The sequence below is a fragment of the Streptomyces sp. NPDC002884 genome (assembly GCF_040295245.1).
Classification (GTDB): Bacteria; Actinomycetota; Actinomycetes; order Streptomycetales; family Streptomycetaceae; genus Streptomyces.
Genome location: NZ_JBEOVB010000029.1, coordinates 20762 through 44221 on the forward strand (window position 1 = coordinate 20762; position 23460 = coordinate 44221).

The 23460-nt window shown below is 73.7% G+C and carries 18 protein-coding genes; 9 read left to right on the forward strand and 9 right to left on the reverse strand.

Going from position 1 to position 23460, the window contains the following annotated elements; translation table 11 throughout:
• Positions 1-207: 207 nt before the first annotated feature.
• Complete coding sequence (locus ABT070_RS36020; RefSeq protein WP_351767055.1) at positions 208-861, forward strand: hypothetical protein; 654 nt, start codon at positions 208-210, stop codon at positions 859-861.
• A 177-nt stretch (positions 862-1038) separates the two neighbouring features.
• A complete protein-coding gene (locus ABT070_RS36025; RefSeq protein ID WP_351767057.1) occupies positions 1039-2565 on the forward strand; it encodes an APC family permease in 1527 nt (508 codons plus the stop codon).
• On the opposite strand, the gene ABT070_RS36030 is transcribed toward ABT070_RS36025, so the two are convergent.
• From ABT070_RS36030 to ABT070_RS36045, 4 genes are all read right to left on the reverse strand, one after another.
• Positions 2566-7197 carry a hypothetical protein gene (locus ABT070_RS36030; RefSeq protein WP_351767058.1) on the reverse strand — a complete coding sequence of 1544 codons (4632 nt, stop codon included), beginning with the start codon at positions 7195-7197 and terminating at the stop codon, positions 2566-2568.
• A gap of 131 nt (positions 7198-7328) precedes the next feature.
• Positions 7329-8207 carry a hypothetical protein gene (locus ABT070_RS36035; RefSeq protein WP_351767060.1) on the reverse strand — a complete coding sequence of 293 codons (879 nt, stop codon included), beginning with the start codon at positions 8205-8207 and terminating at the stop codon, positions 7329-7331.
• Between the two features lie 52 nt (positions 8208-8259).
• Positions 8260-9789: a hypothetical protein gene (locus tag ABT070_RS36040; RefSeq protein WP_351767062.1), complete on the reverse strand. Its 1530-nt coding sequence runs from the start codon at positions 9787-9789 to the stop codon at positions 8260-8262.
• Positions 9790-10025: 236 nt separating this feature from the next.
• Positions 10026-10727: a GntR family transcriptional regulator gene (locus tag ABT070_RS36045; RefSeq protein WP_351767063.1), complete on the reverse strand. Its 702-nt coding sequence runs from the start codon at positions 10725-10727 to the stop codon at positions 10026-10028.
• Between the two features lie 171 nt (positions 10728-10898).
• On the opposite strand from ABT070_RS36045, the gene ABT070_RS36050 reads away from it, so the two are divergent.
• Genes ABT070_RS36050 through ABT070_RS36070 form a run of 5 tightly spaced genes read left to right on the forward strand, consistent with a single transcriptional unit; the run spans position 10899 to position 15445 of the window.
• The gene (locus tag ABT070_RS36050) at positions 10899-12206 is read left to right on the forward strand and encodes an MFS transporter (protein ID WP_351767065.1); all 1308 of its coding nucleotides are present in this window, start codon (positions 10899-10901) and stop codon (positions 12204-12206) included.
• 32 nt (positions 12207-12238) lie between these two features.
• On the forward strand, positions 12239-13081 hold the full coding sequence (locus ABT070_RS36055) for a putative hydro-lyase (protein ID WP_351767183.1): 843 nt from the start codon (positions 12239-12241) through the stop codon (positions 13079-13081).
• A gap of 20 nt (positions 13082-13101) precedes the next feature.
• Positions 13102-13869 (forward strand): LamB/YcsF family protein, encoded by a 768-nt coding sequence (locus ABT070_RS36060; protein WP_351767067.1) that lies wholly within the window; start codon positions 13102-13104, stop codon positions 13867-13869.
• 2 nt (positions 13870-13871) lie between these two features.
• Positions 13872-14579 (forward strand): 5-oxoprolinase subunit B family protein, encoded by a 708-nt coding sequence (locus tag ABT070_RS36065; RefSeq protein WP_351767184.1) that lies wholly within the window; start codon positions 13872-13874, stop codon positions 14577-14579.
• On the forward strand, positions 14576-15445 hold the full coding sequence (locus ABT070_RS36070) for a 5-oxoprolinase subunit C family protein (RefSeq protein ID WP_351767069.1): 870 nt from the start codon (positions 14576-14578) through the stop codon (positions 15443-15445). Before ABT070_RS36065 ends, ABT070_RS36070 begins: the two co-directional genes overlap by 4 nt.
• Positions 15446-15517: 72 nt before the next feature.
• Here the strand turns inward: ABT070_RS36070 and ABT070_RS36075 are convergent, their stop codons facing one another.
• From ABT070_RS36075 to ABT070_RS36095, 5 genes are all read right to left on the reverse strand, one after another.
• Positions 15518-16522: an SGNH/GDSL hydrolase family protein gene (locus ABT070_RS36075; RefSeq protein ID WP_351767071.1), complete on the reverse strand. Its 1005-nt coding sequence runs from the start codon at positions 16520-16522 to the stop codon at positions 15518-15520.
• On the reverse strand, positions 16519-17787 hold the full coding sequence (locus ABT070_RS36080; protein WP_351767072.1) for a glycosyltransferase: 1269 nt from the start codon (positions 17785-17787) through the stop codon (positions 16519-16521). Before ABT070_RS36080 ends, ABT070_RS36075 begins: the two co-directional genes overlap by 4 nt.
• The gene (locus ABT070_RS36085; protein ID WP_351767074.1) at positions 17784-18911 is read right to left on the reverse strand and encodes a glycosyltransferase family 4 protein; all 1128 of its coding nucleotides are present in this window, start codon (positions 18909-18911) and stop codon (positions 17784-17786) included. The genes ABT070_RS36080 and ABT070_RS36085 overlap by 4 nt, the downstream gene beginning before the upstream one ends.
• A gap of 219 nt (positions 18912-19130) precedes the next feature.
• Positions 19131-20552, reverse strand: coding sequence for a HEAT repeat domain-containing protein (locus tag ABT070_RS36090; RefSeq protein ID WP_351767076.1), 1422 nt, complete (start codon positions 20550-20552; stop codon positions 19131-19133).
• Positions 20553-20875: 323 nt separating this feature from the next.
• Positions 20876-21268, reverse strand: coding sequence for an ankyrin repeat domain-containing protein (locus ABT070_RS36095; RefSeq protein ID WP_351767078.1), 393 nt, complete (start codon positions 21266-21268; stop codon positions 20876-20878).
• 263 nt (positions 21269-21531) lie between these two features.
• Between ABT070_RS36095 and ABT070_RS36100 the strand changes: the two genes are divergently transcribed.
• On the forward strand, positions 21532-21726 hold the full coding sequence (locus ABT070_RS36100) for a hypothetical protein (protein ID WP_020128927.1): 195 nt from the start codon (positions 21532-21534) through the stop codon (positions 21724-21726).
• Between the two features lie 41 nt (positions 21727-21767).
• Positions 21768-23447, forward strand: coding sequence for a hypothetical protein (locus tag ABT070_RS36105; protein WP_351767080.1), 1680 nt, complete (start codon positions 21768-21770; stop codon positions 23445-23447).
• Positions 23448-23460 lie beyond the last annotated feature (13 nt).

A 23460-nucleotide genomic window follows, 5' to 3' on the forward strand; every position in this document is an offset into this window, starting at 1 on the left:
CACGAGTTGGCCAGAATTTTTCGCAACTCGGGAATCTTCGGGGCACGTCGTTCGTCCTACTCATTGGGAATTGGGGGCGGAATCGGCCACACGAGCCGTTTGCCGCACCTGGGCGGCGTAAAACAGCGCAAGCCGGGCAGCCACTGGGGAGCCGGGTCTTTCGACTCGGAGGCGAGCGGTCTGCTGGCGGTGGGGAGTGACACAGTGATGGGCACGGCGGAGCGGCGTGAGGCGCCCGAGGAGAGCGCGGCGGTGGGCAGTACGGCACTGCGGGATCCCGAGGCGTCGGATCGCGACATTCCGGCGAACGAGCGGGCGAGAGCGGAGCGGCGCGAAAGTCCGGCCGACAGGCGCGGGTCGGGTCGCGGTGCCCCCGCGGCCGCGAAGGCGAGCAACACGGCATCCGAGGTCCGGCGGACCGGCGCGGGCGACACCCGCAGAGGTGCCGCCACGGCACAAGCACCGGCGGTCCACCGCCCGTTGTGGGAGGAGGAGCCCGCGCGGCGGCGTCGGATGCCCGACCCGGTGCGTACGGCGGCGGTGCGCGCGGTGCTGATCATCGCGGTGACGCTGATACAGGCGATGGTCGCCTTCCTGTGCACCCTGGCCGGATCCTGGCTGGCGTTCCCCATGGTGATCAGCAGTGTGGTCAGCACGGTGCTGGCCACCTGGGGCGCACTGGACGTCTGGGTGACCCGGCAGGTGTGGAACCAGCGCAACGGCGTGGTGTCCACGCCGAGCAGCACCGCGCGGTCACTGCGGCGTGAGCGCCGCCGCACGCGCCGGGCGGCTCAGGCCGCCGAGCGCGCGCAGGAACGGATACGCAGGCAGGGTGGCGCCGGGCAGCTGTCCCACTCCTGAGGCGGTCGGCGCGGCACCGGCCAGGGGAGCCGTGACGGTTTCCCTGGTCGGTGCCGCGCCCGTTCACAGGGTGAGCGCGGGTCTTCGAGAGGTGTGAACGGACTCGGCCGGCGATGTTCTCGCGGACGTGCCGCGCTGGTGGTGTGCTGGACTCCCACGAGCACCAGGAGTCCGCCGATGACGACAGCCGAGCATCCGCCAGGCCCTCAGCAGGACGACGCCGAGCTCGCCGAGTTCGGCTACCGGCCCGAGCTCAAGAGAACCCTGGGCAACTTCCACACCTTCGCCGCGGGCATCAGCTACATCTCGATCCTGACCGGCACTTTCCAGCTGTTCTACTTCGGCTACGGCAGCGGCGGCCCCGCCTACTGGTGGTCCTGGCCGATGGTGTTCGTGGGCCAGTTCACGGTCGCCCTGTGCTTCGCGGAGCTGGCCGCCCGCTATCCGGTCGCCGGGTCCGTCTACAACTGGTCGAAGAAGATCGGCAATCCGCATCTGGGCTGGCTGGCCGGCTGGATGATGCTGACCGCCTCGATCGTGTCGATCGCTGCCGTGGCGCTGGCCTACCAGTTGACGCTGCCGCAGATCTCCTCGGTCTTCCAGTTCGTGGGTGACGGCACCGGCAAGTACGACGTGGCGACCAACGCGGTCGTCCTGGCGACCGTGTTGATCCTGTTCACCACCTTGGTCAACGCGTTCGGCGTCAAGCTGATGGCGACGATCAACACGGCCGGTGTGTTCATCGAGCTGATCGCGACCGTCGTACTGATCGTCCTGTTCGCCGTCCACATCACCCGCGGCCCCCAGGTGGTCATGGAGACCAACGGCACGGGAGCGGGTTACGGAACCGGGTACCTCGGCGCGTTCCTCGTGGCCTCGCTGGCCTCGGCGTATGTCATGTACGGCTTCGACACGGCCGCGTCGCTCGGCGAGGAGTCCATCGATCCCTCCCGCAACGCGCCCCGTGCGATCATCCGGGCGATCGTCGCCTCCTTCGTCCTCGGCGGGCTGGTCCTGCTGCTCGCGCTGATGAGCGTCTCCAGCCTGAAGGGCGAGAAGCTGTCCACGGACGGTCTTCAGTACGTCGTGCTCGACGTGCTCGGTCCGACGGCCGGCAAGGCGATGCTGTGGTGTGTGCTGATCGCCGTCACGGTGTGCGCCCTGGCCGTGCAGACGGCGGCGATCCGGCTGGCGTTCGCGATGGCCCGCGACAACAACCTGCCCTGGTCCTCGCGGCTGGCCAAGTGCCATCCGCGTTTCCAGACCCCGGTGCTGCCGACCGTCATCATCGGGGTGCTGGCGCTGTCGATCCTCGTAGTCAACATCCGCCAGCCGCAGATCTTCACCGTCGTCACCAGCATCGGCATCATCATGATCTACCTCGCCTACCTGGGCGTGACCGGCCCGATGCTGGTGGCGCGGCTGCGCGGCAGGTGGCAGCCCGCGAGCGACGGGAAGTTCTCGCTCGGCCGCTGGGGGCTGCTCGTCAACATCGTCGCGGTGGTGTGGGGCACGGCGATGACGATCAACCTGATCTGGCCGCGCGCCTCCGTCTACAACGCGGCGGCGCCCTTCCACTGGTACCTCCGGTGGGGCGCCGTCCTGTTCGTGGCCGTGATCGCGGGCGGTGGCTTCGCCTACTACTGGTTCGTGCAGCGGCACCGGACCGGTGTGCTCGAGGACCACCGCCTGGCGGACAGCTGATCAACCGGCGTTCGGCGCAGGCCTCTTGTACATCCGGGTCGCCGTGATCTCGCTGCGCACCTGCGCCCCCTCGCCTTCCGCGGCCGGGCTCTGCTGCGGCAGACCCGGCCGCAGGTGTTCCTCGACGCTGATGTACTTCAGGCCCGCCCGCAGGTCGGCGTCGTTGCGCAGCCGGATGACCAGCGGGAACTCCGCCAGCGCCGTCGTGTCGAACAGCCCTGTGGTGTAGAGGAGCTGCACACCGAGGGCGTCCGAGACCGCGCGCTGGAGCTCCAGCAGATAGGTCGCGTTGGCGCGCCCGATGGGGTTGTCGAGGAACAGCGTGCCGGCGTACCGGTGCTTGTCCCGGCCCCGGTCGTTGCTCCTGAGCGCCGCCATCGTGCAGTACAGGGCGATGGCCGCGGTGAGCAGCTGGCCGCCGGAGAACACGTCGCCCATCTGGCCGACGGGCACCCGCTCGGCCCGCAGTACCGCGTCCGGCTTGAGGATCTCGACGGCGACGCCCTTGGGCTGCAGGGCCGCGCCGACCCCGCGCAGCAGCAGTGACACGCCGTCGCGCCGCAGGTCGGAGTTCTTCTTCACGGCGGCCCGGGTCGCCTCGTCGATGACCTCGCCGAGCCGCTCGGTGAGGGTGCTCTGGTCGGGCTCCTCGAAGCGGATGCGCAGGAACTCCTGGCCGGACCACTCGCCGAGTCCCTCGGGCAGCCGGGAGAGCCGCTGGGCCGATCGCAGGGTGGCGAGCGCGGACTCGACGAGCCCGCGCAGCCGGTCCACGATCGAGTCCCTGTTGCGCTCCAGCTGCTCCAGCTCGTCCGTCAGGACCCTCAGCCGGGGCGCGAAGGCGTTCGCCCACTTCTGCGCGTGCTCGGGCAGCGTGGAGGCGGGCAGCTCGCGGATCTGCTGGCGGGCCGGGGTGCGGACCTGCTCGTAGCGGGTGGAGTTGGCGTGCCGGACGAGGATGTCGCCGGCCTCGCGGACGGCGGACTCGGCGGCGGACAAGTCGGCGGCACAGCCGCGCAGGGAGCGGCGGGCATCGGCGGCCGACTGGCGGGCCTCCTCCGTGGTCCCCGGGTAGGGCTCCGACTCCTCCTGGTCCTCGTCCGGGGTGTGTTCACGCAGCAGATCCCGGAGCATCGCGGCGATCTCGTCGAAGCCGCCGGCCGCGTCCTCGGCGGCCCGGTGGGCGGCCAGGAGTTCGGCGTGGGCCGCGCGTGCCTGGTTCAACGCCTCGGTACGGGCGCCGAGTTCGGTCGTCGCGGTGCGCAGCAGCGCCTGGGCGTGCTCGGCGTCGCGCGGCTGGAGTTCCGCGGGCAGCTCGGTGTGGGCCTCGCCGTCCTCGGGGGCGTGCCGCTCGGCCTCGCCGCGCAGTCGCCCGAGCTGCTCGCTCGCGGTGGACACACGGGTCTCCAGGAGCTGCACCAGCTCCTCCGCGCGCGCGGCGGCGGCCTGCCGGGACGGCCCGTCGGAGCCGTCGGGCGACTGGAGCAACTGCTCCGCGCGTGTACGGACCTTGTTGCTGAGCCGGTCCAGCTCGGCGCGGGCCGCGCTCTCGTCGCTCTCCCCGCGGGCCTGCTCGGCCCGCAGGTCCGCGCCGACGCCGACCTTCTCGTACAGCTGGGACGCCGCCCGGTAGGCCTCGCGGAGGGCCGGCAGGGAGGTCCTGGACGCGTCCGACCCGGCGTCCGGCACGTCGTCGGGGGCGCCGGCGATCTCGGCGCGCTCGGCGCGCAGCGCGCGTGCGGTGCGGCGGGCGTCGTCGGCGGCGCGCTGGGCGCCGCGGCGGTCCTCGTCGGCGGCGCGGGCGCGCTCCAGGCAGGTCTGGGCGCGGGCCTCCGACTCGGTCGCCTCGTCGGCGAGTTCACGCACCTTGACCTGCCAGCCGGCGCGCTCACGCAGCCGGAAGGCGAGGCCGGCCAGGGCGTCGGCGGCCCGCCGGGCCTTCTGCGCGGCCTCCTGCCGCTCGTCGCGCTCCCGGGCCGCCTCGGCGGCGATCTCGTCGGCCTCCGCGCGCACGGTCCGGGCCTCGGACAGCTCGGCCTCGGACTCCTCGGCGAAGGCGCGCGCCTCCCCGGCGGATCCGGCCAGCTCGGTGAGCCGCCCGGCGGGACAGCCGGTACGCCAGGAGGCCAGCCGGGCGGACAACTCGCGGTCCTTGCCGAGCCGCGCCGCGAGCCGGCGGATGTCCTCGTCCCGCTCGGTCGCCCGCGCGCGGAGCGTCTGCCGTTCCTCGTCGGCGGCCTGCTCGTCGTGCATGGCCGGGTTCGGCGGGACGAGGAAGACGTCACCGCTCTGCGCGTCGGCCGCCGGGGTGGGCGCCAGCAGGGCGGCGGCCGTACCGACGGCCACGGCCGAGCGGGGCAGCAGGGCGGCGTCACCGAGCGCCTCACGCGCGCGTGCGTGCGAGGCGGGATCGGTGATGATCACGCCGTCGACCAGTTCGGGCCGGGCGGCGAGCACGCGCGCGTGGTCGGCGGGGTCGACGGCCTGCGCGAGGTAGCGCCAGCCGGGCAGGGCGGGGATGCCGTGCTCGCCGAGGAACTCGACCGTGGCCAGCACGTCCGGGCCGGGCGGCAGCAGTCCCCCGTCGCCGAGCGCGCCGAGGATGCGGGAGTCGTCGGCGGCCGCGGTCCGCAGCTCGAAGAGCTGCCGTTCGGCGGAGGAGACGGCGTCGTCGAGGAGGTCGCGCAGCTCGTCGGCGCAGCGGTCCAGGTCCTCGGGGGCCAGCAGGGAGTCGTCGTCGGGCTCCCCGTTCTGCCGTGGCTGCGGGATCCGGGGGCGGGCCCCGCCGCCGGTCAGCCCGAGCAGCTCCGCGAGCCGTTCCTCACCGGCCAGGGACTCGGCGAGCCCCTGCTCGGCCTCGTACGACCGGTGCGCGGCCGTCGCCGCGTCGGCGGCCCGGGCCGCGGTGAGCTCGGCGCGGGACTCCGCGGAGGCGGCCTCGCGCGCGTGCTCGGCGGCCCGGTGCGAGGCGTCGCGCGCGGTGTCCCAGGCGGCGACGGCGGTCTTCTCGGCGTCGCTGGCGGCGAGGGCCGCGCGGGCGGGGTCGGCGTCGGGCGCGCTGTCGTCGAGCCAGCCCGCGCGTACGGCCTCGGCGGTCTCCTGCTCGACCTCGGAGAGGCGCTGGCGCAGGTGTCCGACCTCGCTGCGGGCGCGCTGGGCGTCGGTGGCGGCGGACGTCGAGTCCCGGTGCGCGCACTCGCCGACCTCCTGGAGTGCCGCCGAGCGTTCCTCCTCCTCGTTGGCGAGGGCCTCGGCGTTCCCGGCGGCCGCGTGCAGGGCCCGTACGAGGTCGACGGCTGCCTTGGCGCGGGCGGCGAGCGCGGGGGCGGCGTCGCGTTCGGCCTCCTGGATCGCGACGGAGACGCGCGCGACCCGGTCGGCGGCCGCACGGTGGCGCAGCACGGCCTCGGCGGCCTGCCAGGCGGAGTGCAGGGTGCGGGCGTCGGCGAGTTCACGCTTCTGCGCGGCGGCGGACTTCTCGGCGCCGGCGAGCGCCAACGAGGCGTGCCGGAAGGCGATCTCGGCGGCGATCAGCGCGCTGCGCTCCCGTGCGCTCTCGGAGTGCGTGACGGAGTAGGCGGCGGCCGTGACGCGCTGGGCGAGATCACCGGCCCGCGCCTTCTCCCGCACGCCCCGCGCGGACAGCCGTCGGGCCAGCGCTCGGGTGCGGCGCTCGGCGCCGGCGTGGATGTCACGCGCGCGTGCCCGCGCCTCGGCGGCCTCGACGATCCGCCCGAGCAGGTCCACCGAACCGGCGGTGAAGTCCCGTTCGGCGATCAGCTCGGCGCGGCGGCCCAGCTTGTTGCCGAAGCCGCTGACCAGGTCGGCGAGCCCGTCGGTGTCCCGTGTGTCGGTCACGGCGCGCAGCAGCAGGTCGGTGAAGTCGGAGTCCTTCTTGACCGCGAAGAGGCCGGCGGCCTCACCCTCGTCGGCGTTCATCTCCCGCTGGTAGCGGAAGAGTTCGGGGTCCAGGCCCAGCTCGCCGAGGTGCTCGATCCACCGGTCGTGGATCTCCTCCCAGTGCACCTCCAGGTGCGGATACGCCTTCCCCGCCTCGGTGAGGGCGTCCCGGAAGCCCTTCATGGTGCGCCGCCGCCCCTGGGCGCCGGAGGCTCCCTCGACGGGCGGGCGGACGGCGGTGGACTCGGCGACGGGCAGGTTGTCCAGGCTCAGCCCGGGACCGGGCCGGAACGAGTACCAGGCCTCCGCGAACTTCCGCGGGTCGTTGGAGACCTGCCGCCCGCGCCACTCGCTGGCCTTGCCGACGACGACGCACTCGCCGGTGAGCACGTGCTGCCATTCCAGCGCCACGTGTCCGCAGTCGTCGGCGAGCAGGAACTTGCGCAGCACGCCGGAGCTGGCGCCGCCGAGGGTGTTGCGGTGGCCCGGCAGCATCACCGAGAAGATCAGCTTGAGCAGGACGGACTTGCCGCCGCCGTTCTCCAGGAAGAGCACGCCCGCGGGCGCGGGCCTGCGCGGCGGGCCGACGGGCTCCTCCTCGAAGAACTCCGCCTGCGTGGGGGCGGGGTCGGGCACGACGGCGCCCACGCCCCGCAGGTCAAGCACGGTGTCGGCGTAGCGCGCACCGGCAGGACCGATGGAGTAGAGGCGGACCCGGGACAGCTCGTACATGGCGGACTCTCGTAAGTCTTCGGCAGATCGGGGGGGTGGCGCTTGAGGAGCTCAGGGGCCCGAAGGCCCGTGAGCTCCTCAAGCTCGGAAGCTCGGCAGCCGGTCGGCGCGGAAGCCGGTCGGCTCGGGCTTCAGGAGTGGAACGGCAGCCCGGCGTCGGCCACCAGGTCCAGGTCGTCGGTCTCCTCGGCGGGCAGCAGCGTCGGAGAGCCGTCGGTGACCGGGACGACGCCCAGCTCCAGCAGTTCGGCCAGGGCGGCACCACCCGCCATGTCACGTACCTGGAGCTGGTAGCGGGCGGTCGTCCGGTAGGTACCGCCGCCGTCGTCACCGGTCCGCTGGAGGAAGCCGGAGTCGGTGAGGAACGCGACGGCCTTGCCGACGATGCCGGTCGTGGAACCGGCGAGTCTGCGCGCGTCCTTGGTGGCGCCGGTGGAGCTGCGTCTGGCCCAGATCCGCCAGGCGGCCTCCAGTCCGGGCGCGTCGGTGGCGGGGTCGGTGTTCTCGCCCTGCTCCTCGGCCCGCTCCTCCAGCCGGTGGCAGGCCTGGCGCACGAACGCGTCCACCCCGTTGACGCTGACCCGGCCGATGTAGCCGTCGTCGGCCAGGTCCTCGGGTCGCGGGAACGCCATCGCGGCGACGGAGAGGTGCGCGAGCCCGTGCAGGAACCGGTCGCCGCCGTCGGCGGACGTACGACGCGCGTAGTCCCCCATCCGTACGGCGAACACCGAGTCCTCGGCGGCGGTCACCGCCATCCCCGCGCGCGGGGAGACCTCCAGCACGATCAGCCCGAGTCCGGCGGCCACGGCGTCGGCGAGCCGCGCGAACGGCGGATCCTCCCGGTACCGCCGCAGCAGCTCCGCGTACTCCTGGTCCCGCGCGGGCTGCAGCTTGGGCTGCAGCCCGAAGGCGACGAGCCGCGCCGCGTCGGCGGCGTCGGCGGGGGTGACGGCGGCGCTCACCGCCGGGGCGGGGGCCTCCGTGTCGCTCCACTCGACGTGCTCGGTCACAGCTTCGGCTCCTTGGTGTTCTCGTGCTCGGCCACTCGGTTCCCGGCCCGGCTCATGCCGCCTCCGTCCGGTCCGCCGCCATCCCCGCGGCGTCCAACAGGGCGGTGCCGACGATCAGGTCGGCCCCGCCGAACCCCGGGTCGTCCAGTTCCTGCCCGTCGTCCACGGCGAACAGCAGCTTCTCCTCGCCCTGGCGGTAGGCGGTGCCCACGGCCGGACTGGCGGCGTGCACGGCCAGCAGCGCCACCAGGTAGGCCAGCTCTTCGCCCTCCTTGGCGCGCGCCTCCTCGAGCAGTCCCGACAGCCGTCGTGGCGCGTCGGCCGGCAGATCGAGCAGCTGCTTGGCCATCGCCAGCTGTTCCTCGCTGAACCGGCTGTCGTCCGGTGTCGCAATGAGGTCCGGCTCCGGCATCTCCGCCCCCAGGTGCTCCCGCTCCGCCGGCGGCGTCAGCAGCAGGTCGACGAGATCGCCCACCCGCACCGACACCGGTGTGCGCAGCCCGGTCCCCCGCGCGAAGAACGCGTCGGTGACCCGGACCGCCTGCTCCAGCGGCAACGGCAGCACGGGGGTGACGAGATGCCCGTAGAGGTCGATGCCCGACGAGGTCATGGGCGTGGCGAAGGCCTGTCGGTCCTGCTCGGCGCGGAAGAGCGGGCCGGCCTCCAGCAGCCGGGACTGCAGCTGGGTGTGCCGGCGGATGCAGTCCTTCACGATGTCGACGAGCTCGGCGGCCCGCCGCTTGTTGTCCGCGTCCTCAATCTCGTCGCGTGCCTTGCGGATGTTGGTGAGGATCGCGTTCTCGTGGCGGTAGCGGTCGGCGACGTGGTCGAGGGCCTCGGCGATCATGTCGGGCACGGCGTTGAGCCAGTCCACCGCGCGCACGTTGCGCCGGGTCGCCTCCAGGGCGCGGCGCAGCGTCTCCGAGTACTGCACGGTGCGGTAGCGGGCCTGCTCGGCGGCCAGCTGGGCGTCGGCGAGGCGGCCGCGACGGATGAGCACCTCGAGTTTGACCTCGGCGGCGATCTGCGCGCTGGTGACGTCCGTGTCGAGGGCGCCGACGAGCACGTTGACCGCCTCGTCGGTGGTGCGGAGGTACACCACGCCGCCGTGGCCGGGGACCTCTTCGATCAGCTTGAAGTCGTAGTCGCGGCGCACATACGTGCCGTCGGGCGCGAAGGTGCCGTACATGGCGCGGAAGCCGCGGTCGACGCTGCCGACGTTGATCAGGTTCTCCAGGACCCAGCGGGCCACCCGCTCGTGCTCGGCGACGGACCGCCGCGGGGCCTGCGCGGCGATGCGCGGCATGAGGCGGGCCACTATCTGGTCGTGGTCGGCGCCGGTGTCGAAGTCCATGTTGAGCGTGACCAGGTCGATGGCGGCGAGGGCGATCTCCGCCATGCCGTAGACCGAGTACTCACCGGCGAGGTTGGCCTTGCGGGCGTCGAGGTCGTGGATCGGCGCGGTGCAGGCGAGCGCGCGCAGCCGCCGCGCCAGCCCCTCGTCGGCGGCCGGGCCCTGAGCGGGGCGCGGCCCCGCGCTGAGCTGGGGCGGAACACGGTCCGTCGACGCAGGCGAAGTCACGGTGCACAGACTAGGTCCTCGGTCTGACATCGACCCAAACGGCGCCTATCGCCTCCGGCGGGACGGCGGGACGGCCGCACGACCGGACGGCTGGACAGCGGGACGGCCGGAGGACCGGACGGCCACACGACCGGACGACCGGACGGCCAGACGGCCAGACGGCCAGACGGCCAGACGGCCAGGGTCGTTCTCCGGCCGCGGGCCGGTGGGAGCCAGTCGCGCGGATCCCCGCGCACCTACGGGGCACTGTCGCCCTCGACTCTTCGCCCGTAGGCCTCGACCACGCGTTCCAACGAGTCGGCCAGGTAGACGGCGAGCAGCCGCTCGGCCTCCCCCGCGTCCTGCGCCTCCAGCGCCTGGAGGATCTGGCGGTTGCGCCGGAGGTACGGCTCGTGCAGCCGGCGGGGCTCGTCGACGAGGTGGAAGGCGAGGCGCAGCTCGGCGAAGACACTGCGCATCAGCTCGTCGGTGCGCACGCTTCCGGCCAGGGCCACCAGTTCGCGGTGGAAGTGGAAGTTGGCCGTACCCAGTCCTTTCCAGTCGTTCTCGACGGCCGCGACCTGGCCCTCGGTGACGCTCGCCCGGAGGCCGTCCAGCGTGTACGGCGGCTCGCCCAGTCCGCGCACGACGGCGCACTCGACGAGCGCGCGCGTGCGGTAGATGTCCTTCACGTCCTCGACGGTCAGGACCCGGACGAACACGCCGCGGTTCAGCTCGTGGACGAGCAGGCGCTCGTGCGTGAGCAGCCGGAACGCCTCGCGCAGCGTGTTGCGGGAGACGCCGAGCGCCCCCCCGATGCTGTCCTCCGACAGCCGGGTCCCGGGCGGGAAATAGCCCTCGGCGATGCGGCTCCTGAGGATGTCCGAAACCCGTTCGGCCGTGCTCGTGCGACCCAGGAGGACGCGGTCGTCGGCCAGTCCCGCCAGCTGCTCTGCCATGCCCGGAATTCAACCGCAGGCCCGAGAACGAAACAACATGGGTATTGAAGGATCGTTCAACGATCCTCTACCTTCGTCTCCATGGCACCGCCCGTCCCCACCACGGCGGCCCGCCTCCGCACGGCACGGCTCACTCCCCGCACCCTCCGTCCTCCCACAGCGAGGTGCCCCATGAGCACGCCCCTTCCACCCCGGACACCGGCCACCGACACCCACCCCGTAGCGGCCACCGCCGCGCCCGCTCCCGACGACGGCGCCCTGGCCTGGCTGCGCGCCCTCGGCCCGCGCGGCCGCCGCGCCTTCGCCGGCGCGTTCGGCGGCTACGCCCTCGACTCCTACGACTACTTCACGCTGCCGCTGAGCATGGTCGCGCTGGCGGCGTACTTCGGTCTGGACAGCAGCCAGACCGGCCTGTTCACCACCGTCACCCTGGTCGCCTCCGCGATCGGCGGCGCCGTGGCGGGGGTGCTGGCCGACCGGATCGGCCGGGTCAGGGCCCTGATGATCACGGTGATCACCTACGCGGTCTTCACCGTCGCCTGCGGCTTCGCACCCACCTACGAGACGCTGCTGGTCTTCCGGTCCCTCCAGGGCCTCGGTTTCGGCGGCGAGTGGGCGGTCGGCGCGATCCTGGTCGCCGAGTACGCGAGCGCGAAGCACCGGGGGCGCACCCTGGGCGCGATCCAGAGCTCGTGGGCCGTCGGCTGGGGCCTCGCGGTACTCGTGTACACGCTGGTCTTCTCGTTCTTCGGCGACGACATCGCCTGGCGCGTGATGTTCTGGACGGGCGCCCTGCCCGCGCTGCTGGTGGTGTGGATGCGGCGCCGGGTACAGGACGCGCCGAAGGCCACCGCCGCACGCGAACAGAGCGCCGAGAAGGGCTCGTTCCCGGCGATCTTCAAGGGTCCGCTGCTGCGGACGACGCTCTTCGCGGGCCTGCTCTCCACCGGTGTGCAGGGCGGCTACTACACCCTGGCGACCTGGGTTCCGACCTATCTGAAGTCCGAGCGCGGGCTGTCGGTGGTCGGCACCGGCGGCTATCTGACCTTCCTCATCTCCGGGGCCTTCCTCGGCTACCTCACCGGCGGCTACCTCACCGACCGGCTGGGCCGGCGCCGCAACATCTGGCTGTTCGCCCTGCTGTCGGCGGTGTGCATCCTGGCGTACGCGAACATCCCGAGCGGCGCGGACACCGTGCTCCTCGTGCTCGGCTTCCCGCTCGGGTTCTGCATGTCGGCGATCTTCAGCGGCTTCGGGTCCTATCTGAGCGAGCTGTACCCGACGGCCCTGCGCGGCACGGGCCAGGGATTCACCTACAACACCGGCCGCGCCGTGGGCGCCGTCTTCCCCACCACGGTCGGCTTCCTCGCCGACAGCTGGGGCGTGGGCGGCGCGCTGGTGTTCGGCGCGATCGGCTACGCAATCGCCGCCCTGGCGCTGCTGGGGCTTCCGGAGACCCGCGGGAAGGAACTGGAGTGAACCGTCCGATCCTCACGCAGGACCGCCGTCCGATCCCCACGCAGGACCCCCGTCCGCCCCTCACCGAGGACCGTCCCGTCACCCTCGTCGACGAGCACGCGCACGCGTGGAGCCCCGCCACCGCCCGGGCCCGCTTCCGGGCGGGTCTGGCGGGCCCCACGGCCGGGGTCGCGGGCGGCCACACCCAGGTCAACCTGATCTCGGTGCCGGCCGACTGGGCGTACGACATGCTCCTGTTCTGCCAGCGCAACCCGAAGCCCTGTCCCGTCCTCGACGTCACGGACGCCGGCTCCTGGACGACCGTTCTGGCCGAGGGCGCCGACCTGCGCACGGACCTGCCGCGCTACCGGGTCTGGGCGGACGGGGAGCTGGTGGACGAGCCGACGGACGTGCGCGCGTACTGGCGTGCCGACCTGGTGTCGTTCCTGATCGGGTGCAGCTTCACCTTCGAGTGGGCGCTGTCCGGGGCGGGCGTACCGATCCGGCACGTCGAGCAGGGGCGCAACGTCCCGATGTACGTGACGAGCCGACAGTGCCGGCCCGCGGGACGGCTGCACGGGCCCATGGTGGTGTCCATGCGCCCGGTGCCGCCGCAGCACCTCGCGGCGGCCATCCGGGAGAGCAGCCTACTCCCGGCGGTGCACGGCAGCCCCGTACACTGCGGCGATCCGTCGGGACTGGGCATCGACGACCTCGGCCGGCCCGACTTCGGTGACCCGGTGGAGGCCGCGCCGGACGACATCCCGGTGTTCTGGGCGTGCGGTGTGACCCCGCAGGCCGCGGTGATGGCCTCGCGCCCGCCCTTCGCCCTCACCCACGCTCCGGGACAGATGTTCCTCACCGACGCCCGCGACGAGCAGTACCGCGTGGCCTGAGAAGGAGATACGAAGGAACCATGACCGCGACGACCGCGATCGATCTGAACGCCGACCTCGGCGAGGGCTTCGGCCGCTGGCAGTTGACCGACGACGAGCAGCTGCTGTCCGTCGTCAGCAGCGCCAACGTGGCCTGTGGCTTCCACGCCGGGGACCCGGTCACCATGCGCCGGGTGTGCGAGCTGGCGGCCGAGCGGGGAGTGACGATCGGCGCACAGGTCTCCTACCGGGACCTGGCGGGGTTCGGGCGGCGGGCCATGGACGTGCCGTCCGCCGAACTGACCGCCGAGGTGGCGTACCAGATCGGCGCCCTGGAGGTGTTCGCCCGGGCGGCGGGCGCACGCGTGGCGTACGTGAAGCCGCACGGCGCGCTCTACAACCGGGTCGTGCACGACGAGGAGCAGGCCGGCGCGGTGGTCGACGGGATCCTCCTCGCCGGCGCCGCGCTGCCCGTGCTCGGGCTGCCCGGCTCGCGCCTTCTGGAGCTGGCCCGGGGCGCGGGGCTCCCTGCCGTCCCGGAGGCCTTCGCGGACCGTGCGTACACCGAGGAGGGCACGCTCGTGCCCCGTGGGCGGGCCGGGGCCGTGGTCACCGACCCGGACTCCGTCGTGGAACGGTCGGTGCGCCTGGCCCGCGACGGGCAGGTCACCTCCCACGCGGGATCGTCCATCGAGGTACGCGCGCGTTCGCTGTGCCTGCACGGCGACACGCCCGGCGCGGTGGAGCTGGCCCGCCGGGTCCGGCGTGGGCTGCAGGAGTCGGGCGTACGAGTGGAGGCCTTCGTATGAGCGTGCGCGTCCTGCCCGTCGGCGACGACGCCCTGCTCGTCGAACTGGCGTCGGGCGCCGAGGCCGAGGCGCTGCACGCGGAGCTGTTGCGCCGTCGCGCGGCGGGCCTGCTCAGGGCCCGTGAGATCGTCCCGGCGGCCCGCACCGTCCTCCTGGACGGTCTGACCGACCCCGGCCGGCTGGCGTCCGAGCTGGCCGCGTCCGACGTACCGCCCGCTCCCCCGCGTGAGCAGGCGGCCGTGGAGATCCCGATCCGTTACGACGGCCCGGACCTGGCCGAGGTCGCCGCCCACTGGGGGGTCCCTGAGGAGGAGGTGGCCCGCATCCACGCGGCCACCGAGTTCCGGGTCGCCTTCTGCGGGTTCGCGCCCGGCTTCGGCTATCTCACCGGCCTGCCTCCGCGCTACGACGTACCGCGCCGGGCCACCCCGCGCACCGCCGTACCGGCCGGTTCGGTGGCGCTGGCGGGGCCGTACACGGGCGTCTACCCGCGCTCGTCGCCGGGCGGCTGGCAGCTGATCGGCAGCACGGAGGCGGTGCTGTGGGACCACGCGCGCGTGCCGGCCGCGCTGCTGTCACCGGGCACGCGCGTGCGCTTCGTCCCGGTGGGACCGGCGAGGGCGGTGGATCCCGTGGGACCGGCGAGGCCCGTGGGACCCGCAAGGCCTCCGGGGCCCGAGGGACCTGTGGACACGGTGGGCGGCTCATGAGCGACCGCGCAGTCTCCGTCGTCCGCGCCGGGGCGCTCACCACGGTGCAGGACCAAGGCCGCCCGGGACACGCGCACCTCGGCGTGCCCCGTTCCGGCGCTCTCGACGCGCCCGCGGCGGCCCTCGTCAACCGGCTGGTGGGCAACCCGCCCGATGCGGCCGTCCTGGAGACGACGCTCAACGGCTGTGCCCTCAGACCGCGCTCCGACGTGACCGTCGCGGTCGGCGGCGCGCCCTGCCGGGTCATGGTGGACGGCCGGCCGGCCGCCTGGGGCGCGCCCGTGCGGGTGCGCGCCGGAACCCTCCTGGACATCGGGCCGGCCGTCTCCGGGGTACGCACCTACGTGGCCCTGGCCGGCGGCATCATCGTCGAGCCGGTCCTCGGCAGCCGGTCCACGGATCTGCTCTCGGGCCTCGGCCCCGCACCGCTCGCGGACGGCACCGTCCTGCCCCTGGGACGCGAACTCGTCCCGCACGCGCGCGTGGACGTCGCCCCGCAGCCGGCGCCGCCGGCCGAACTCGTCCTGCGTGTGACGCTCGGCCCGCGGGACGACTGGTTCACTCCGGACGCGCTCCGCGCCTTCACGTCGCGGACGTTCCTCGTGTCGTCGGCGAGCAATCGCATCGGGCTGCGCACCGAGGGGCCCGCCCTGGAGCGCGCCCGGAGCGGTGAGCTGGCGAGCGAGGGCATGGTCCTGGGCGCCGTACAGGTTCCGCCCGCCGGCCGGCCGGTGGTCTTCCTGGCCGATCACCCGACCACCGGGGGCTACCCGGTGATCGGGGTCGTGCGCGCGGCCGACCTCGCGGCCGCGGCCCAGGCCGTGCCCGGAACGCCGGTGCGCTTCGTGGCCGTACGCCGAAGGTGACCCGCGGGCGGCGCCGCCTGGCCTCAAACGCCACCCCGCCTCAGCGGCGTCCCGCCTCAGCGGCGTCCGGCCTCAGGCGGCGTCCGGCTGCCGCTCCGCCACGGAGAGTGCGGCGAGCGCCGCGGACACCGCCGCGGAGGCCCGCAGATCGAGGCGGGCGCTCGTCCCCCGCGCGCGGTGCCGCAGCTCGTCGGCGGCCAGTGTGAGCAGTTGCGGGAGCAGGTCGGTGCACCGCCGGGCCACCCAGCCGGTGCCCGCGGTCGCCAGCCACCACAGGCTGGCCGAGGTCGTCGGCGCCGCGAACTCGGGCTCGGGCGAGGGCGCGGAGCCGGTCGCGAGGCCCGCCTCGGCCAGCACCGCGTGGAAGCGCACGGCCAGTTGCCGGTGCCCCCGTTCCCCGGGGTGGAGCCGGTCCGCGCTCCACATGGCCCGGTCCGTCAGCCAGGCGCCCTCCGCGGCGTGCAGGTGGACGGCGCCGTACCGCTCGGAGAGCGCGTGGACGACGGCGTTGACCGCGCGCTGCCGCCGGGCCAGTGGCCGGGCGAGGGCCCCGGGCAGCCCGAGGGCGCCGCCCGGGTCGGGCAGACACGCGGTGAGCAGGACCGCGCCCTGTTCGGCGAAGGAGCCGTAGACCGTGTCGAGCCGGGCGGCCACGGCATGGATGTCGAAGGTGCAGCGCAGGGTGTCGTTGACGCCGACGACCACGGAGACGACGTCGGGCCGCAGCTCCAGCCCGGCGGGGAGCTGCCGTTCCAGCACGTCCCGCGTCTGCGCGCCGCTGACCGCGAGATTGATGAACTCCACGGGGTCGACGAGTCCTCCGGGAGCCGAGGGCTCCTCGACATCCTCAGTCCCCTCAGTCCCCTCAGTCCCCTCGGCCCTCTCGGCCCCCTCAACCCCCTCAACCCCCTCAGCGCTCTCGGCCCTCTCGACCCCCGCAACTCCCTCAGCCCCCTCGGCCTCGCCGACGAGCCCCGGGGCGAGCAGCGCGGCCCAGCCGCGCCACCCCTCGCCCACGGGGTCCCCCACGCCCTCGGTGAGCGAGTCCCCGAGGGCGACGAAGCGGACGCGTCTCATCCGAGGCCTCCGGGCACGAAAGGACGAACGGCTGCGGTCACCGGTGCCGTGACCGACACCGTCGCGTCGTGCGCGGCGAGGAACGCGTCGACCGCCGTACCCCAGCCGAAGCACTCCGCACGCGCGCGTGCGGCCTCCCGGCGGGCCGCGAGGGGACGGTCCAGGAGGTTCTCCACGGCGTCCGCGAACGCCTCCCCCCGGTCGGCCGCCGTGGCCCCGGCGGCGCCGATCACCTCGGGGAGCGCCGAGGTGGCGCTCGCGACGACGGGGGTCCCGCACGCCATGGCCTCCAGGGCTGCGAGTCCGAACGTCTCCGCGGGCCCCGGGGCCAGGCACACGTCGGCCGAGGCCTGCAGGGCCCCGAGCGCGCCCCGGTCGGAGACATGCCCCAGGAACGTCACGGGCAGCCCGCGCTCACGGGCGCGCTGCTCGAGCCGGGGCCGCAGCGGTCCGTCGCCCGCGACGACCAGAACCGCCCGCGCACCGCGCCGCAGCAACGCCTCCAGGGCGTCCAGTGCCGTACCGGGCCGCTTCTCCACGGACAGGCGGGTGCACATCACCAGCAGGGTCTGGTCCTCGCGCGCGTGCCGGGACCGCAGCCCGGCGTCCCGCAGGGCGGGGTGCCGTTCGACGAGGTCCACGCCCAGCGGTGCCCGCACGACGTTGCGCGCCCCGATCCGGACGAACTCCCGCTCGGCGAACTCGGTGGTGCACACCACGCGCGCGTACGTGTGCGCCGTACGGAGGTTGAGCGCGTCGGCGGCGCGCCGGGCCGCTCCTTCCGGCACGCCCCACGTCCGCAGGACGCCGTCGGCGGTCTCGTGGGAGACCATCACGGCGGGCACACGGGCCCGCCGCGCCCACCTGCCGGTCCAGCGCAGCGTCGTGCGGTCGGAGACCTCCAGGCGGTCGGGGGCGAGTTCCGCCAGCAGGCGGGCGACCCGCCGTTTGTCGGTGAGGACGCGGTAGCCGCCGGTGCCGGGCAGCAGCGACCCCGGCAGGGTGATCACCCGCCCCTGCTCGGTCCGACGGTCGCTCTCCCGCTCGCCGGGCACGATCAGGACCGGATCGTGGCCGGCCGCGAGATAGCCCTTGCCGAGTTCGCGCAGGGCCGTGCGCAGCCCGCCCGAGGCGGGGGCCACGAAGTTGGCGAGCCGCACGATCCGCAGCGGCCCGGCATGCGTGGGCGTGCGGGTGGGGGTGGCGGTGGGGCGGGCGGAATCGTTTCCGCCACCGGCGCCGTTCAGGGCGTTCGGGTCGCTCATGCCGCCACCACCAGTCGACGCGCGGCGAGCACGTCCTCGTAGTGACCGATGAGCCGGTCGCCGACGGCGGCCCAGGTGCGTCCCTCGACCGTGGCCCGCCCGGCGGCGCCGTAGGCGGCCCGCCGGGCGGGGTCGGCCACCAGCGCCGCCACCGCGTCCCGCACGAGGATCGCGTCCCGGGGCGGGACGAGCAGGCCGGTACGCCCGTGGGCGACCAGGTCCAGGGGGCCGCCCGCGGCGGGCGCGACCACCGGCACACCGCCGGCCATGGCCTCCTGCACGGTCTGGCAGAACGTCTCGAAGGGGCCGGTGTGCACGAACACGTCCAGCGAGGCGAAGATCCGGGCGAGTTCGTCGCCGGTGCGGCTGCCCAGGAAGACCGCGCCCGGCAGGGTCTCCTCCAGGCCGGGCCGGCTCGGGCCGTCGCCCACCACCACGACCCGCACGCCCGGCAGCCCGCAGACGCCGGACAGCAGCTCGACGTGCTTCTCGGGGGCGAGCCGTCCGACGTAGCCGACGATCAGCTCGCCGTTCGGGGCGAGCGCTCGGCGCAGTGCCTCGTCGCGCCGGTCGGGACGGAAGCGCACGGTGTCCACGCCCCGCGGCCACAGCTTGACCCGGGGCACACCGTGCGTGTCCAGGTCGTGCAGGGCCGAGCTGGAGGGGGCGAGGGTGAGGTCGGCGGCGGCGTGGACGGACCGTATCCGGCGCCAGGCGGCTGCCTCGCCGGCTCCCATGTAGGTGCGGGCGTAGCCGCCCAGGTCGGTCTGGTAGACGGCGACGGCGGGGATACCGAGCCGGGCGGCGGCCGCCATGCCCCGGACACCGAGGATGAACGGGCTGGCCAGGTGGACGAGGTCGGCACGGTGTTCGGCGATGGCGGCGGCGACGCGTCGGCTGGGGAGGGCGACGCGGACCTGGGGGTAGCCGGGGAGCGGAAGGGAGGGGACTCGGACGACGGGGCAGGGCGCTTCGGCGTCCGGCCCGGTCCCGGCGGCGGTGGCCGGGGCGACGACGACGGGGGTGTGACCGCGATCGACGAGGTGTCGGGCGGTCTGGAAGGCGCAATGGGCCACGCCGTTCACGTCGGGGGGAAAGGATTCGGTCACGATGACGACACGCATACCCGTGTTGTCGCCGCCCCGGACGTGGACGCGTCAAAGTGGATCTTTCCGAACGACTAACGTCCCGTGAGCGTTGGGCTGCGCACCCGGTACCCACGCGACGCGAGGTGCGCAGGTCGGACGGCGTCCATGCCGGTCCGCCCGGCAGGCCATCGGGTGTTCATGTGCGCGGGACCGACCGCCGCCAGGCTCCCCTCGGGCGGCGGCCGGTCCCGGCGTTCACATCGCGGACGCGGCGTCGGGTCCGATCCGGCTCCGCACGGCCGTCTGGACCTCCGCCTCCTCGGCCGGATCGGCGGCGAGCCGGCGCAGGCGCTCCACGACCCGGGCGTCGCCGGTCTCGGCGTGCCGGGCGGCGATCTCGCGGGTGCCCTCCTCGCAGTCCCAGAGGCACTCGACGGCGAAGCCGGCGGCGTAGGAGGGGTCGGTGGCGGAGAGTGCGCGGGCGCAGCGCCCGCGCAGGTGGGACGAGGCCGTCTCACGGTAGATGTGACGCAGCACGGGTGCCGCGCAGACGATGCCGAGCCGTCCGGCGCCGTCGACCAGGGTCCACAGGCTCGGCGCGTCGCAGCCCTCGCCGCGGACGGCCTCGCGCAGGGCGCCCAGGACGAGGTCGCTGTCCTGGGTGCCGCCCCGGCAGGCGAGCATGCGGCCGGCCGCGGCGCCCAGCGGGTCGGGCCGGTGGGCCCAGCCGCGGGCCCGGTCCACGGCCGCGATGCTGCGCATGCGCTCGAAGGCGTCCACGGCGGCCTCGACGACGGGCGTCGAGCCGGTGGCCACGGCCTGTTCGATCAGGACGAGGGCGTCGGGGTCGTTGAAGTCGGCGAGGTAGCGCAGGGCGGTGCACCGGGCGCCCTCGGTGCCGTCCTTGGCGGCCTGCACGATCTCGGGGCGGTCCTCGGGCCCGGCCACGGCGGAGAGGCAGCGGGCGGCGGGGACGTGGAGCGCGACTCCGCGTTCGACGCCCTGCTGGGCCCATTCGAACACGGCCTGGACGCTCCAGCCGGGGCGGGGCCCGCTCGGGGTGAGCTGCCGTTGCCAGAGGTCGAAACAGCCGGCCTCCTGAGCGGCACGCACGCGTGTGGAGACGTACTCGCGGGGATCCTCGGCCCACAGCCGCCAGGGCCGTGGCTCGAAGGCGTCCCGTACGGCGGCGGCGAGTTCGGTCTCGCCCTCGGTATCGGTGGCGAACCGCGCGAGCACGGGTGCCGCGAGGGCCCGCAGACCGGCGTCGTCGTCCCGCAGGGCGAGTTCGTCCAGGGCCCAGGCCCAGTTGGCGCCCGAGGCCGCGTACCGGCGCAGCAGGGCCAGGGCGTCCCGCCTGCCGTAGGAGGCGAGGTGGCCGAGGACGGCCAGGGCCAGGCCCGTGCGGGACTCCTCGGTGTCGAAGGAGTCCTCGACGTCGAAGAGGTGGGCCTCGATCTCGTCCAGCTCGCCGTTCAGGTCGAGGTAGAGACGGGCGTAGTAGAGGGAGCGGTTCTCCACCTGCCAGTCGTGGCGGGGGTCCCGCAGCACACAGTGGTTCAGCGCCGCGAGCGCCTCGGTTCGCGGAGCGGTGAGCGCGTGCAACGTTCCGTCGCCGCGGCCCCTCTGGAGCAGGCCGAGCAGCGTACCGCTGGGCGCTATGACCGGATCGAACATGGGAAACAGCCTCACATCAAGCGTCGACGCAACCGGGGACGTGCATTACCTGGCCGCGTGACAACACGTCGGGGCGCCCGCCGTTTCCTGCTTGCTGTAGACCATTTTCCTCTGCCTCTCGTCGGTGGCCCATGCGGACCGCATCACGGCCCGCGCGGTGCGGCAACACCTGCCCAGCCATCGCGTCCGTGAATCACGACGTCATGATGACCCGGCTGTTCTACCTGCCGCGACCGAAATTTCCGGCGGCCTTGTACCGCCTCCCCCGTGGTCGTCGATTTACCTGGTCAGGAACTCTCCCGGACCTGCTCAGGACCGTCGGCTCAGTGCACGCCGAACAGCTCCAGCAGCTCCGCCCTGTCGAACATGCGAGCGGTGTCCACGGCCGACGGGGTCCCCTGAGAGGGGTCGGCGCCGGCCTCCAGCAGGACCTTGATGACGTCCGCCTCACCCTTGAAGGCCGCCCCGGCGAGCGGGGTCTGGCCTCGGTCGTTGATCCGGTCGGCCTCGGCGCCGCGGGCCAGCAGGGCCCGGACCGCGTCGGCGTGGCCGTGGTACGCGGCGAGCATCACCAGGGAGTCGCCGCGGTCGTTCGTGAGGTTGGCCGGAACACCCGCGTCGACGTACGCCACGAGCTCCTCGGTCCGGCCTCCGCGGGCCAGATCGAAGATCTTGGTCGCCAGCTCCACGACCTCCGGGTCGGGGGCTTCGCTCATCGGCCGGTCCGCCTCTCCACTCAACCGTTCAGGTGAATCGCCAGGGTACTGGCTCGTCGGACACATGGCCGGTCCCGTCGGCGGCAACCATCACGGGCAGACCCGTTCGACGCAACTCTCCTGCTCAGGCAGCCCACCAGGCCTTCCGCCAGCCGGGGGAAATCAGCCGTATTTCACCCAGTTGCACCTTTTATAGTATGGATACATCCTGTGATCCTGGAAGTACTCATGGTGACTGTCCCCCGCGAACCAGGAGAACCCAAATGATCCTGTCCATGTCAGGCGTAGTCCTGCTCGGCATCATCGTCTTCCTCTTCTTCCGCAAGGACGGGCTCAAGGCGTCGCACGCCGTGGTCTCGGCCCTGTTCGGGTTCTACATGGCCAGTACGGCCATCGCCCCGAGCATCAAGGCAGGCGGCGAGAGCCTGGCAAGCCTCCTCGGCGGCATCAAGTTCTGACGCCGCCCGTCCCGTCCGTACGCACCTCACAGGAGACAGCAGTGGCCCGGCGCCCCCTTCCCAGCATCCTGAGCACAGGCAGCGCACAGATCGCCCGGAGCCGGGAGCTGGCCCGGACGGCGGCCGACAGCGCCACCGATGTCCTCCATCCGCTGATCACGATCACCCGCGGACTGCGCCGACTGGCCTCGGCCGGGCGGCGCAGGTGGGCCGAGACCCCCAAGGACCGGCGCGGACCGCTGCTGTTCCTGGTGGCCTCGTTGATCCTGGTCGTGGCACTGGTGCCGTACGGTCCGCTGCTCGCCGTCATCACCCTGATGGCGGCAGCGGCCTGGCAGGGCAGGGACCGCACCCCACCGGCTCCCGACGGCCCCGACGAGTCGCAGATCCAGCGGCTCCAGGTGCTGTACGAGGCCCTGGTCCCGTACTTCTCGACGGCCGACGACCCCGCTCCCCTGTACGCCCACGGCGGCGACTGGGAGACCGTCTTCCCGACGCAGGAGTTCGACGACTCGGGCCGCGTAGCCCTCCTCGTGATCCGCTACCCCGCGTTCTTCCCGGACGGAGAGGCCGCCCCACGCGCGCGGATCGAGCAGCTGCTCGCCGCGAAGTCCGGCCGTGGCCGCGAGTACCTCTTCGTCTGGGACGAGGAGGGCAACGAACTCACCCTCAGCGTCCTCACCCCCCTCCCCACCGACATCGCGGCCCAGCGTTTCGTCACCGCCCCCGGCGAGACGGTCCTGGGCTTCACCGACCCCTCCCGGGTCCAGCGCACGCTCCCCCTCACCCACGACGAGGAACGGCGCGACGTCCCGCCGGTCGTCTGGCGCACCGGCATCCGCTCCACCGAGCCGCACCTGCTGGCGGTCGGCCAGCCCGGCAGCGGCACCTCCACCCTGCTGCGCTCCATCGCCCTCCAGGCCCTCCAGCACGGCGACGTGCTGGTGATCGAGGGCGGCGGCACGGGCGAGTACGCCTGTCTCACCGGCCGGGACGGCGTCCTGGCCGTCGAGGTCGGGCTGGCCGGCGCGCTGGCCGCCCTGGAGTGGGCGGCGCACGAGACGGAGCGCCGGCTGATCGCCGCGAACCGCGCCCGGCAGGCGGGCGACCCGCCGCCGGACGACACCAAGCAGCCGCTGTGGATCCTTGTGGACCGCCCCACCGCCTTCACCCACCTGGCCGACACGGACGGCCACAAGGACCCGCAGTCCCTCCTCCAGGTCCCCCTCCGGCACGGCCGGGCCGTCGGGGTCACCGTGGTGGTGGCCGAGCAGTTCGACGCCCTGGACTCCCTGAACGACGCCGTACGGCAGCACACCCGCGCGCGGATCGCGCTCGGGCCGGCGTCCAGGCAGCAACTGGAGGCGGTCCTCGGCGCGCCCCCGCACACCACACCCGTCGACCACACGCCGCCGGGACGCGGATACGCCCGGCTCGGATCGGGACCGGTGCACCGGCTCCAGGTGCCGGCGACCCCGGACCCGTACGACGACGCGACGAGCGACGCGCAGCGACAGGCGGTGCTGGACCTCCTGCCGCCGCGCTCCACGCCGGCCGACACACAGACGCTGCCTCCGGTGCCGGTCGAGGTCGTGCTCACCAAGCCCGCCGAAACGGCCGCAACGGACGCCACGGACGCCGAGGTCACGAAGGCCACGGCAGCCGACGCCGTGGCAGCCGAGTCCGTGGGCGCGGAGCAGGTTTCGAGCACGGGCGGTTGACCACCCCGCCCGC